A 12,079-nucleotide genomic window follows, 5' to 3' on the forward strand; every position below is an offset into this window, starting at 1 on the left:
TCCCGCCTTCAGGCGCGCAGCGGCTCCGGTGGCTGGATGCGCGCGCGGGCGCCGGCCCGGCCGGCGGCGGGCGAGGGCCCTACGGCGATCGCCGCGGCCGGCGCGCCTGCGCGATCTCGCGCCGGTGCAGGCGGAACAGGTGGCGTTCCAGCGCGTCGGCCAGTTCCGCCGGGGCCGGCGCGAACCGCAGCCAGACCGCCTCGTCCCCGGCGGCGAGCACCTGCGCCGGCAGTTCCAGGGTTTCGGGCAGCCAGGCCGCGGCCTGCAGGCGCAGCAACCCGGAGGCGCCGGGCGCGGCATCGACGCGCTGCCGCAGGCGCGCGCCGCGGGTCGACCAGCGCAGCGCGCGCGCCGGCGGCGCGCCTTCGCGCTCGCGCAGCAGGCGGCCGAACAGCCCGAGCAGCAGGTCGAGCTTGGCTTCGAGACGGCGCGCCGCGGCCGGCGACTCGTCGTGCTCGTCGTCGCCGTCGCGACGCGCGTCCTCGATCTGGGCGAGGGCGGCGAGCACCGCGGCGGCATGCTGCTGGTGCCGCTGCGGTTCCGCCGGCGCGAGCGCGACGAATTCCGCCGGCACCGCCAGCTCGCAGGCCAGGGCGTCGGCGAACAGCAGCGCGTCGGCGGCCTGCGGGGTCATCGCGCCTCGCCGTAGGCGCGCGCACGGCGCCGGCCCAGGCGCAGCCGGGCGAGGGCGTCGGCGGCCTCGTCGCGGCGCGCCAGCAGCTCCGCCATCAGCGCGTCGTGCTCGGCGAGCAGGGCGCGCCAGGGCGCGGGGTCGGCCGGCGCGGCGGCCAGGGACGCGCGCAGGGCGCGGTCGTGCGCGGCGAGCAGCGCGGCGGCGCGCTCCCACTGCATCTGGTGCAGCGCCGCGCGCACCTCGGCCGCGGGCAGCGCCGGGATCGCGGCGGCGCTCACGGGCGCGCCGCCTGCGCGGGCTGCGGCGCGATCGCGCGCCAGGCCGATTCGATCTCGCCGAGCAGGCCGTCGGCCTCGCGCAGCGCGCCGGCGTCGTTGTCGGCGTTGGCCGCGACCAGGCGCTGCTGGACGTAGTCGTACAGCGCCTGCAGCCCGGAGGCGATCTCGCCGCCGGCGTCCAGGTCGAGCGCGCCGCTGAGGCCGCCGACGATCGCGCTGGCGTCGCTGATCGCCTTGGCCTTGCGCGGCACGTCGCCGCGGGCCAGGCAGGCCTCGGCCAGGCGCAGGCGGTCGCGCGCGCCGGCGAGCATCAGCGCGATCAGCCGATGCGGGTCGGCCTCGAGCACGGCCGAGCTCAGGCCGGTGCTGCGGTAGTGCTGGGCGTAGTTGCGCGGGCTGCCGTACATGCTCTCTCCTTGGCCTACGAGGTCGCGCCGAGTTGCTGGATCAGGTAGCCGCTGCTGCTCTGCAGCTGGGTGACCAGCTGCTCCATCGCGGTGAACTGCGCGGTGTAGCGCGCCTCCACCGCCTCCATCCGGCGGTCGAGCTGCGCGTACTGCTCGGTGTAGCTCTTCAGCCGCGCGTTGAGGTTGTCGGTGCGCATGTCGAACAGGCCGTCGTCGTCGAGCGCGCGGCCCAGCGCCTGCTCCAGGCGCGCGCCGTAGCCGTCGTCGCCGCCGAACAGGCGCGCCAGCGCGTCCGGGTCCTCGGCCAGGCCCTTGCCCAGCGCGGCGCCGTCCAGGCTCAGGCTGCCGTCGGTGGCGATCTTCAGGCCCAGCGCCTTGAACGCCATCACCTGCTCGCTGGCGAGGTTGCGCAGCTGGCTCTGCAGGCCGCGCACCATGCTGTCGCCGGTGAGCGTCGAAGCGGTCTGGGTGTCGGCGTTGTAGGCGGTGAGCGAGCGGCTCAGCGACAGCGCGGCGTTGTAGGCCGAGACGAAGCCCTGCAGCGCGGTCTGCAGCGCCGAATCGTCGACCGCGACCGTGAGGTCGAAGGCCTGGCCCGGCTTGGCTTCGGTCAGGGCGAGGGTCACGCCCGGCAGCAGGTCGGTGATGCGGTTGCCCGAGGCGGTGCGCAGCAGGCCGTCGACCTTGACCTGGGCGTCGGCGGCGGCCGCGGTCTCGCCCAGGCCGCCCGGGAAGGCGAGCGCGGCCAGGCCGCCGTCGCCGCCTTCGGCGCGGATGCGCAGCGCGTTGGCGGTGCCGGTGGCGGCCGCGGTGAGCACCAGGTGCTGGCCGTCGTCGGCGTTGACCAGGCTGGCGGACACGCCCTTGCCCGCGGCGGCGGCGTTGATCGCGCTGCGGATGTCGGCGAGGGTGTTCTTGCCTTCGGCGATCGCGACCTCGATGGTCTCGTCGCCGGCCTCGATGATCAGGGTGCCGGTGCCGACCGCGGCGTCGGCGGGGCGCCCGGCGGACGTCAGCTTGTGCGCGCTGGCCAGGCTCAGCACTTCGATGCGGTAGCGGCCGGACGCGGCGTCGCCGCCGGCGCTGGCGGTGAAGCCCGCGTCCTCGGGCACCTGGGTCTTGCGCGCGCTGCCGCCGCCGTCGCGCAGCTTGTCCAGCGCGCCCTGCAGGTTGGCGAACGCGCTCTTCAGCGAGCCGAGCGCGGACAGTTCGGTCTTGGTCCGGCTCTCGGCGCGGGCGATCCGGTTCTCGGCCGGCGCGCGCTCGGCGGCGACCAGCTGCTGCACCAGCGACGGGATGTCGAGGCCGGAGCCCAGGGTGGAGACGGCCATGGCTCAGCCTCCGCGCGCGCGAAGGCGCGGCGTGCGGGACCGGACGGGCGGGCGGGGCATGGCGGGCATGGCGTCTCCTGGAAAAAGCCGGCGGGGCGCGCTCGCGCGGCGCCCCGCCGGAGGCCGTGGATCAACCCAACAGGCTGAGCACGTTCTGCGGCACGGCATTGGCCTGGGCCAGCATCGCGGTGCCGGCCTGCTGCAGGATCTGCGTGCGGGTCAGCTCCGCGGTCTCCTTGGCGTAGTCGGCGTCGCGGATGCGGCTGCGCGAGGCGGACAGGTTCTCGCTGGTGCTCTGCAGGTTGGCGATGGTTGAAGTGAAGCGGTTCTGGATCGCGCCCATGTCGGCGCGGGCGGAGTTCACCGAGGTCAGGGCGGCATCGACGATCTCCATCGCGCGCTGCGCGCCGGCGAAGCTCGAGATGTCCAGGTCCTTGGCGAAGCTGGCGGCGGAGGCGTCGGCGTCGGTGCTGCCGGCGGTCAGGCCGGTGCCGGCGACGGTGCCGCCGATCACCAGGTCCTGCCCGGCCTTGACCGAGGTCAGGGTGATCTCGTCGCCGTCGACGCTGGCGTAGACGCCGGTCTGGTCGAGCTTGTCGTTGATCGCCTGGGCCAGGGCCTTGGCGTTGTCCGCGGCCACGCCGGTGTCGGCGACGTCGGCGATGGTCACGCTGTTGATCGTCAGGCCGCTGATGTCGGCGCCGGCGGTGACGGTGCCGGTGGCGTCGGCGGCGAACTTGACGTTGCCCAGCGCGTTCGCGTTGGCGTCGACGATGCTGTTCACGCCGATGGTCTGGCCGGCGTTGGCGCCGACCTGGAACAGGGCGCCGGCGAAGGAGCCGTCCAGCAGCTTGGTGCCGTTGAAGTTGGTCTGGTTGGCGACGCGGTCGATCTCGGCGACCAGCTGCGAGACTTCGGCGTTCAGCGCGTCGCGGTCGGACTGCGAGTTGGTGGCGTTGGCCGACTGCACCGCCAGTTCGCGGATGCGCTGCAGGTTGTTGCCGATCTCGACCATCGCGCCTTCGGCGGTCTGCGCCAGCGAGATGCCGTCGTTGGCGTTGCGCACGGCGACGTCGAGGCCGCGGATCTGGGTCGAGAAGCGCTCCGAGATGGCGAGGCCGGCGGCGTCGTCCTTGGCGCTGTTGATGCGCAGGCCCGAGGACAGGCGCTGGATGGTGGTCGCCAGGCTCGCGCTGTTGGTGCTCAGGTTGCGCTGCGCGTTCAGCGACATCACGTTGCTGTTGATGACTTGTGCCATGGTGGTCTCCGGTGGTTTCGTTCGGTCCGGCGTGGCGACAGGCCGGCCGGCTTACCGCAGGGGTTGGTCGGTGGAGCCGGCCTCAGCCGCTGCTGTTTCCGATAGCGGCGTCGGCTACGAAACCTTTAGGCCTCCTGTTGACAAGTACGGCGCGATTCGCTTCTGCGGCGGGAGCCCTGCGGACAAGCGCGGGCTCAGCGCAGCAGGTCGAACAGCGTGCTGGACTGCAGGCGCACGAATGCGCCCTGCGCCGCCTGCAGCGCCGCGCTCTCGATGCTGAAGCGGCTGATCGCCTCGGCGTAGTCGAGGTCGCGCAGGTTCGACAGCGTGGTCTCGAAGGCCAGCGACTGCGCCTCGCGCAACTCGCCGGCGCCGTCGAGCGCGGCGAGCTGGGCGCCGGCGGCGGCGCGGCCGTCGACCAGGTGCTCCTGCGCGGTGGCGACGTCGCGCAGCGAGCTCTGCAGCAGGTTCTGCTGGGCGGCGCGCTGCGCGGGCGTGTCGTCCGGCATCCCCAGCGCGGCGATCAGCCGGTCCACCGTGGCGAACACGTCGCGCTGCCCGGCCGGCCCGATCGCGAAGATGTCGCCGGCGGCCGGCTCGCCTTCGATGCGCAGGTGCAGGCCGGCGGCGACGATGCTGTCGCCGCTGGCGTAGGCGCCGCTGGCGACCACCGTGCCCGCGCCGTCGCGCACCTCGTAGGCGTCGGCGGCGGTGAACACCACCGCGTAGCGCTGGCCGTTCCAGTTGCCGGCCGCGTCCAGGCCGAAGTCCAGCAGCACGCCGCCGCCGGCGTTGGCCGGGTCGGCCTGGGCGTCGAGCCGGCCGTCGCCGGTGCGCACGCGCATGAACAGTTCGCTGCCGGGCAGGGTGTCGTCGACCAGCAGGTCCGGCGCCACCTCGACCCGGCGCCGGGTCTGGTCGCCGTTGTAGAGCGCGGTGCCGCCGCTGAGCGCGAACGGCGCGCGGTCGTCGGCGGTGCCGCCGAACAGGTAGCGGCCGCTGCCGTCCTGACTGTTCGCCAGGCCGAGCAGTTCCTTGCGGATCACCTCGAGTTCGGCGGTGATGGCCTGCTTGTCCTCGCTCGACAGGCTGGCGTTGTTGGCCTGCACCGCCAGTTCGCGCACCCGCGCCAGGTTGTCGCCGGCCTGCGCGAGCACGTTCTCCTGCAGGTTCAGCCGGTTCTGCAGCAGGTTGGCGTTCTCGCCGTAGCGGGTCAGTTCGGCGAGCGCCCGGTCCAGGCCCACCGCGGTGCCGGCGGCCACCGGGTCGTCCTTGGCCGTGACCAGGCGGCGCCCGCTGGCGAGCTGCTGCTGGGTGTGCGCGAGCGCGCTCTGCTTGCGCAGCATCGCGCCCAGCGACTGCTGGTAGAGGTTGCCGGTGGAGATGCGCGGGTTCATCGGCTCACCGCCTGGATCAGGGACTGGAACATGCCGTCGGCGGTGGCGATGACCTGCGCCGCGGCCTGGTAGGCCTGCTGGAAGCGCAGCATGTTGGCCGCCTCCTCGTCGATGTTGACGCCGGCCACGGCGTCGCGCGCCGACTGCGCCTGGTCGTGCAGGATCTGCTGCGCCTGCGCGGCCTGGTCGGCCTGGCGCGCGCTGGAGCCGACCGAAGTGGTCAACCCGCCGAGCGCGCCGTTGAGCGACACGGTGCCGCCGTTGAGGCGCTTGGCGTCGTCGAGATTGGCCAGCAGCAGGGCGTTGCCGTTGTCGCTGGAGCCGGCGCCGGCCGGGCCGACGCCGAAGCGGTCGCCGGCGGCGGGCGCGCCGTCCAGGGTCAGGCTCCAGCCGTTGGCGGCGATGGGCTGGCCCGGCGTGTAGGCGAACGGGCCGGCGCCGTCGACGGTGTAGCGGTCGGCGTCGATGAATTCGATCTCGACGTTCGCGAGCAGGGCGGGGTTCGCGGCGTCGTCCACGCGCAGCCCGGCGACCTTGCCGCTGCCGAGGTTGCCCAGCTCGGCTTGCGCCTTGACCGGGGTGGCGGCGGCGATGCGGTTGGGGTCGGCGATGGCCACGCCGAGGCCGCCGGCGATGCCGGCGGTGGGCTGCAGCAGGAAGCGGTCGCCCGCGGCGGCGGTGCCGCCGACCACGATCTCCACGCCGCCCACGCGCAGCGGATCGGCCGCGGTACCGGTGCCGCTGAGCGCCACCGCGGCGCCGGTGTTCGGGTCGGTCGCGCTCCAGGCGCTGCCGTCGAAGCGCAGCAGCACGTTGCGGCCGTCGACCGCGGCCAGGTCGCCGACGCGCGCCTGCAGGCCGGCGTCGCCGGCGTTGCCGGCATGCGGGTAGGCGCTCGGCGCGGGCAGGGCGAAGAAGTCCGCGCCCATCTGCCCGTTGAGGTCCATGCCGGCGCGGTGCTGGGCGTTGAACGTGGCCGCGAGGCCGGTGGCGAGGCGGCCGAGTTCGGCCAGCGCCGGGTCGAGCACGCCGCCGCGGAACTCGAGCAGGCCGCCGATCTTGCCGCCGAGCGTGGCCGCGTCCAGCCGCACCTGCGCGCCGTTGCCCTCCAGCGCCAGTTGCAGGCGGTCGGGGCGGTAGGGATCGGCGACGGCGGTCAGCCGCGCGGCGGTGTTGCCGACCACCAGCGCCTGGCCGCCCGGCGTCACCACGTTGAGCGCGCCGTCGCTCTGCGCGACGGTGCGCCCGCCGGTATGGCCGGCCAGTTCGGCGATCAGCCGGTCGCGCTGGTCCAGCAGGTCGTTGGCGACGTGCCCGGGGTTGCTGACGATCTCGCCGTTGAGGCGGGCGATCTCGCTGCTGAGCCGGTTGACCTCGGCCACGGCGCTGCGCAGGCCGGCGTCGACCTCGTCGTCCATCGCGTCGAGCTGGCCGTCGAGCTGGTTGAAGCGGGTGGCCAGCGCGCGCGCGTCGGCGAGCAGGTCCTCGCGCGCGGCCGAGGACGCGGCGGCGGCGCCCAGGCCGCTGGCGGCGTCGAAGAAGTTCGACCACACCCCGGCCAGGCCGGTCGCCGGATCCGACAGCAATCCGTCCACGCGCGAGGCCAGCGCGGCGAGCTGCTGCAGGCGCGCCAGCTCGCCGCCGCTGTCGAGCAGGCGCGCGGTGGCCAGTTCGTCGGCGACGCGGCGCACGTCCGCCACCTGCACCCCGTTGCCGACGTAGCCGTAGCCCATGTCGGTGGGATTGCGCGTGGCCAGCTCGACGCGCTGGCGCGAATAGCCGTCGGTGGCGACGTTGGCGACGTTGTGGCTGACGGTGGCGAGCGCGCGCTGGAACGCGATCAGGGCGCCGGCGCCGGTGGAGAGGACGTTCGCCATGCGGATCAGCCTCGTTGCGCGCCGCCGACGCCGGCGAGCGCGCGTTGCAGGGTGGGGCCCTCGGCGATCGCCGCGATCTTCGCGGCGTAGCCGGGGTCGGTGGCGTAGCCGGCGCGCTGCAGCGCCCCGGCGAACCGGCGCGCGTCGCCGGCGCCGAGCGCCTGCGCGTAGCGCGGGCTGGTCTTCAGCAGGCGCACGTAGTCGGCGAAGCTGGCCGCCGGCGAGTCGTAGGTGCGGAAGCTGGCGACCTCCTCGCGGCGCGCGCCGTCGACGTACTCGTGGGTGCGCGCCTGCGCGCGGCCGCCGCTCCACGACGCCCCGGCCTTGATCCCGAACAGGTTATGGCCGCCGCCCTCGGCGTCCTGCGGCAGGCGCCGGCCCCAGCCGGTTTCCAGCGCGGCCTGCGCGACCAGCGCGCGCGGGTCCACGCCGAGCTCGGCCGCGGCCTTGCGCGCATGCGGCCAGATCGAGCGGGCGAACGCCTCGGGGCTGGAGCAGTCCAGCGGCGCATCGGTGTCGCAGGCGTCCGCCGCCGGCGGCGCGGGCAGCGAAGCCGGATCCAGCCCTGGCAGCGAGACGCCGCTGTCGCTCGGCGCCAGCGGCAGCGCCGCGGGCGCTCCGAGCGGGAACGCCGCGGCCGGCGCCGCCGGCGCCAGCGGCAGCGGGCCCGACGGCGGGGCGGCGGGCGTGGCCGCGGCGCTGCGCTCGAGCTGGCGCACGATGCCCGGGGCCAGGCCCAGGCCGCGGCCCCGGGCGAGTTCGCGCGCGAGCTGCTGGTCGTACAGCTCGCGATAGGGGCCGCCGTCGCCGAACAGCGGGTCGCCGAGGCCGGCGCTGCGCATCGACTTGAGCAGCATCTGCGCGAACTGCGTCTCCAGCTCGCGCGCCGCATGCTCGATCCGCGCCCGCGGGGTTTCGGCGGGCGCGTTCAGCGCAGCGGCGGTGGCGGAGGGCAGGCGCATGGGCGATCAGATCACTTCCAGCTCCGCGCGCAGCGCGCCGGCGCGCTTGAGCGCTTCGAGGATCGCGACGATGTCGCCCGGGGCCGCGCCGACCGCGTTGACCGCGCGCACGATCGCTTCCAGCGAAGTCCCGCCCTCGAGCAGGAACATGCGCCCGCCCTCCTGGCGCGCCTCGACGGTCGAGCGCGGCGCGGCCACGGTGGCGCCGCCGGCCAGCGGATTGGGCTGGCTGACCTGCACGTCCTCGGTGATCGACACCGCCAGCGAACCGTGGCTGACCGCGGCCGGCAGCACGGTCACCTGCCCGCCCATCACCACCGTGCCGGTGCGCGAGTTGACGATCACCTTGGCCGGCGCCGCGCCGGGATTCACGTCCAGCGCTTCCAGCCGCGCTAGGAAACCGACGCGGTCGGCGTCCGCCGGCGGCTCGACTTCGATGGTGACCGCGTCGACCGCGCGCGCGCGGCCGGCGCCGAACGCCCTGTCGATCGCCTCGACGATGCGCGCCGCGGTGGTGAAGTCGGCCTCGTGCAGGTTCAGCGTGACGTTGCCGGCCGGCGCCGCGCCGGCGACCGCGCGCTCGACGATCGCGCCGTTGGGAATGCGGCCGCCGTTGGGCGCGTTGACCGAGATGCGCGAGCCGTCCCGGCCGGCCGCGCCGAAGCCGCTCACCACCAGGCTGCCCTGCGCCACCGCGTAGACCTGGCCGTCGGCGCCGCGCAGCGGCGCCATCAGCAGGCTGCCGCCGCGCAGCGAGACCGCGTTGCCGATCGACGAGACGGTGACGTCGATGGCCTGCCCGGGCTTGGCGTAGGGCGGCAGCTCGGCGTGGATCGCCACCGCGGCGACGTTCTTCAGCTGCGGGTTTACCCCGGGCGGGATGCTGACGCCGAGCCGGTCGAGCATGGTCTTCAGGCTCTGCACGGTGAACGGGGTCTGGCTGGTGCGGTCGCCGCTGCCGTCCAGGCCGACCACCAGGCCGTAGCCGACCAGCGGATTGCCGCGCACCCCGGCGACCTGGGCCAGGTCCTTGATCCGCTCGGCTTGCACCGCCGGCGCGAACGCCCACAGCGCCAGCGTCGCGAGCGCGAGGCGCCGCCAGCCGCGCGGCCCGCCGATCGTCTTCGTCGTCCAGCCCATGCGGCCTCCTCAGTACGGAAACGCGGCGGAGTTGAAGAACCGCCCCAGCCAGCCCATCGCGTTGGACCGCGCCAGCGTGCCGCGCCCGCCGTAGACGATGCGCGCCTCGCCGACCCGGTCCGAGGTGATCCGGTTGTCGGGACCGATATCGGCGGCGCGCACGATCCCTTGAATCTGCACCAGCTCGTCGCCCTGGTTCAGGCGCAGGCGCTTCTCGCCGCGCACCAGCAGGGTGCCGTTGCCCAGGTCCTGCACCACGGTGGCGGTGACCGAGCCGCTCAGGCGGTTGCTCTGGGTGCTGTCGCCGGCGCCTTCGAACTCGCGCGACGCGTCGATCCCGGCCTGCAGGATCGGATGGCCCTTGTAGGTGACCGGCAGCCCGGCGAGGGTCGGCGCCGACAGCTCGGCGCCGTGGTCCTTGCTGACCGAGGTGCGCGCCTGGGTGCGCGCGTTGGTGCTTTCGACCAGCACGATGGTGACCAGGTCGCCGACCTCGCGCGCCTTGTCGTCCTCGAACAGGCGCAGGCCGCGGCTGGCCGGGTAGATCGAGCCCGCGCTCGCCGCCTGCGGCGCGGCCGCGGCCGGCAGCGGCAGGGGCGCCGGCCGCTCCGCGTACGGGCGCACGTCGCCCATCACCGTCGCGCAGCCGGCCAGCGCCGGCGCGAGGCAGGCGGCGAGCCAGGGCGCGCCGTTGCGGGCGCGGAGGGACGCGCGCCGCCGGCTCGCGAGGGCGCGGACGGCGGAGCCCAGCGCCCGTACCGGGTTCGGGAGGTTGCGCGGACGTGGCGGCGACACGCTCATGGCGATCACAGGTTGTTGTTGAGGAAGCCGAGCATCGCGTCGGTGGTCGAGATCGCCTTGGCGTTGGTCTCGTAGGCGCGCTGGGTCTCGATCATCGACACCAGCTCCTCGACGATGTTGACGTTCGAGCTTTCCAGCGAGCCCTGCACCAGCAGGCCGATGCCGTTGGTGCCGGGGCCGCCGGCCTGGGCCGGGCCGCTGGCGCCGGTCTCGACGAACAGGTTCTCGCCCTTGGCCTGCAGGCCGGCCGGGTTGACGAAGTCGGCCAGGGTCAGCGCGCCGATCTGCACCGCCTCGGCCTGGCCCTGCACCTGCACGCTGACCGTGCCGTCGGCGGCGATGGTCACGCTCTGCGTGCCCTCCGGGAACTGGATGCCGGGTTGCACCGGATAGCCGGTGTTGGTGACCAGCTCGCCCTGGGCGTTGATCTGGAAGCTGCCGTCGCGGGTGTAGGCGCTGGAGCCGTCCGGCAGCAGCACCTCGAAGAAGCCGCGGCCGTTGATCGCCACGTCCAGCGCGTTGCCGGTCTGCGACAGGTTGCCCTGGGTGAACTGCTTGGCGGTGGCCGCCACCCGCACGCCGGTGCCGATCTGCAGGCCGCTGGGCAGCTGGGTCTGCTCGGAACTGGCGCCGCCGGGCTGGCGCACGGTCTGGTACAGCAGGTCCTCGAAGCTGGCGCGGTCGCGCTTGAAGCCGGTGGTGTTGGTGTTGGCGAGATTGTTCGAGATCACCGCCATGCGCGTCTGCTGCGCGTCGAGGCCGGTCTTGGCGATCCACAGAGCCTGGGTCATGGGGTTGTCTCCGGGTGATGCGTGGGCTTTGCGATAGGAGTGGCCGATGCCGCGTCGGCGGCTGACCGGGATGCGCTTGCGCAGACGGTCAGGCTGGCGCCATCAGCGGGCATCGTGGTTGCCGCCCATTCCGAGAGGTCGGCGCGAGTGACGTAGTGGCCGTCCTTTGCCTGTGTCCGCTGTTTGGTGGCAATCGGGCTCAACAGCTTCCGTCCGCCTGCCGGCGGCCGGGTTACTTTCTTTTGCTGGCCCAAAAGAAAGTAACCAAAGAAAAGGGCCTTCCTCGACAAATCGATCTCGCTAGCGGAAAGCGCCTCGGGATTTTCCGACTCGCCATCCTGGCTCGGTCGGAAAACGGCGTGCATCCATGCACGCCGCCCTTCGGGTCTAGGGCGGCGGTCGGCTTTCGAAAGGCTGGAAACACCAGCGAAGTGCATGGCTTACCTCGACCCCAACAACGAATTCGCGCTGCGCGCGTTCTCGTCCACGCTCTGCAAGACGCGTACCTGCATCTCGAACTGGCGCGCGAGCTGGATCATCGACACCAGCATCGAGCTGGCCTCGACGTTGCTGCCCTCGAGCATGCCCGCGGTCAGCGCCGGCCCCGCCGCCGGCGCCGGCGCCGGCGCGCCCGGCGCGGCGCGCATCAGGCCGTCGTCGCCGCGGATCAGGTCGGCGGTGCGCGCGGCGACGATCCGCAGGCGCCCGGCCTCGGCGATCGTCGACGCCGGCTGGCCCTGCGGCACGATCGAGATCGTGCCGTCGCCGGCGATGTCCAGGCTCTGGTGCGGCGGAATCGCCAGCGGCGCCCCGTCCGCGCCGAGCACCGGCCGGCCGGTGGCGGTGACCAGCAGCCCGTTCGGCGTCAGCCGCAGTTCGCCGGCGCGGGTGTAGGCCACGCCGCCGTCGCCGGCCTGCACCGCGAGCCAGCGCTCCGCGTGCAGGGCGACGTCGAGGTGGTTGCCGGTGACCACCTGCGCGCCGCGGCTGTCGTCCACGCCGAGCGTGCGGTGCGAAGCCGCCACCCGCGACGGCAGGCCGTCGCCGCGCACCGGCGCCGCGACGGTGCCGCTGAGCGTGGCCTGGAAGCCGACGGTGTCGGCGTTGGCCAGGTTGTGCGCCACCGACGCCTGCGTCTTCAGGGTGGCGCTGGCGCCGGTCATCGCGACGTACAGGGCGCGGTCGGTCATGGCGGCGGATTCC

General features: G+C 74.0%; 13 protein-coding genes. All 13 read right to left on the reverse strand.

Annotation, left to right across the window (positions count from 1 at the left end; translation table 11 throughout):
• Nucleotides 1–79: 79 nt before the first annotated feature.
• Nucleotides 80–634: a PilZ domain-containing protein gene (locus tag EDC50_RS00180; RefSeq protein ID WP_123768470.1), complete on the reverse strand. Its 555-nt coding sequence runs from the start codon at nt 632–634 to the stop codon at nt 80–82.
• Nucleotides 631–912 carry a hypothetical protein gene (locus tag EDC50_RS00185; RefSeq protein WP_123768471.1) on the reverse strand — a complete coding sequence of 94 codons (282 nt, stop codon included), beginning with the start codon at nt 910–912 and terminating at the stop codon, nt 631–633. Before EDC50_RS00185 ends, EDC50_RS00180 begins: the two co-directional genes overlap by 4 nt.
• A complete protein-coding gene (fliS, locus tag EDC50_RS00190) occupies nt 909–1,319 on the reverse strand; it encodes a flagellar export chaperone FliS (protein WP_123768472.1) in 411 nt (136 codons plus the stop codon). Before fliS ends, EDC50_RS00185 begins: the two co-directional genes overlap by 4 nt.
• 14 nt (nt 1,320–1,333) lie before the next feature.
• Nucleotides 1,334–2,650 (reverse strand): flagellar filament capping protein FliD, encoded by a 1,317-nt coding sequence (gene fliD, locus EDC50_RS00195; protein ID WP_123768473.1) that lies wholly within the window; start codon nt 2,648–2,650, stop codon nt 1,334–1,336.
• A 130-nt stretch (nt 2,651–2,780) separates the two neighbouring features.
• Nucleotides 2,781–3,908: a flagellin gene (locus EDC50_RS00200; protein WP_123768474.1), complete on the reverse strand. Its 1,128-nt coding sequence runs from the start codon at nt 3,906–3,908 to the stop codon at nt 2,781–2,783.
• Nucleotides 3,909–4,102: 194 nt separating this feature from the next.
• Nucleotides 4,103–5,305, reverse strand: coding sequence for a flagellar hook-associated protein FlgL (gene flgL, locus EDC50_RS00205; RefSeq protein ID WP_123768475.1), 1,203 nt, complete (start codon nt 5,303–5,305; stop codon nt 4,103–4,105).
• Nucleotides 5,302–7,182 carry a flagellar hook-associated protein FlgK gene (gene flgK, locus EDC50_RS00210; RefSeq protein ID WP_123768476.1) on the reverse strand — a complete coding sequence of 627 codons (1,881 nt, stop codon included), beginning with the start codon at nt 7,180–7,182 and terminating at the stop codon, nt 5,302–5,304. Before flgK ends, flgL begins: the two co-directional genes overlap by 4 nt.
• Nucleotides 7,183–7,187: 5 nt before the next feature.
• A complete protein-coding gene (gene flgJ / locus EDC50_RS00215; RefSeq protein ID WP_123768477.1) occupies nt 7,188–8,144 on the reverse strand; it encodes a flagellar assembly peptidoglycan hydrolase FlgJ in 957 nt (318 codons plus the stop codon).
• A 6-nt stretch (nt 8,145–8,150) separates the two neighbouring features.
• Nucleotides 8,151–9,284 carry a flagellar basal body P-ring protein FlgI gene (locus EDC50_RS00220; protein WP_123768478.1) on the reverse strand — a complete coding sequence of 378 codons (1,134 nt, stop codon included), beginning with the start codon at nt 9,282–9,284 and terminating at the stop codon, nt 8,151–8,153.
• A 9-nt stretch (nt 9,285–9,293) separates the two neighbouring features.
• Complete coding sequence (gene flgH / locus EDC50_RS00225) at nt 9,294–10,085, reverse strand: flagellar basal body L-ring protein FlgH (protein ID WP_123768479.1); 792 nt, start codon at nt 10,083–10,085, stop codon at nt 9,294–9,296.
• 5 nt (nt 10,086–10,090) lie between these two features.
• Nucleotides 10,091–10,876: a flagellar basal-body rod protein FlgG gene (gene flgG, locus EDC50_RS00230; protein ID WP_123768480.1), complete on the reverse strand. Its 786-nt coding sequence runs from the start codon at nt 10,874–10,876 to the stop codon at nt 10,091–10,093.
• Nucleotides 10,873–11,241, reverse strand: a complete 369-nt coding sequence (locus EDC50_RS00235) for a hypothetical protein (RefSeq protein WP_123768481.1) — start codon at nt 11,239–11,241, stop codon at nt 10,873–10,875. The genes flgG and EDC50_RS00235 overlap by 4 nt, the downstream gene beginning before the upstream one ends.
• 75 nt (nt 11,242–11,316) lie before the next feature.
• Nucleotides 11,317–12,066, reverse strand: a complete 750-nt coding sequence (locus EDC50_RS00240; RefSeq protein WP_123768482.1) for a flagellar basal body rod protein FlgF — start codon at nt 12,064–12,066, stop codon at nt 11,317–11,319.
• Nucleotides 12,067–12,079 lie beyond the last annotated feature (13 nt).

This window comes from Vulcaniibacterium tengchongense (assembly GCF_003814555.1).
Lineage (GTDB): Bacteria > Pseudomonadota > Gammaproteobacteria > Xanthomonadales > Xanthomonadaceae > Vulcaniibacterium > Vulcaniibacterium tengchongense.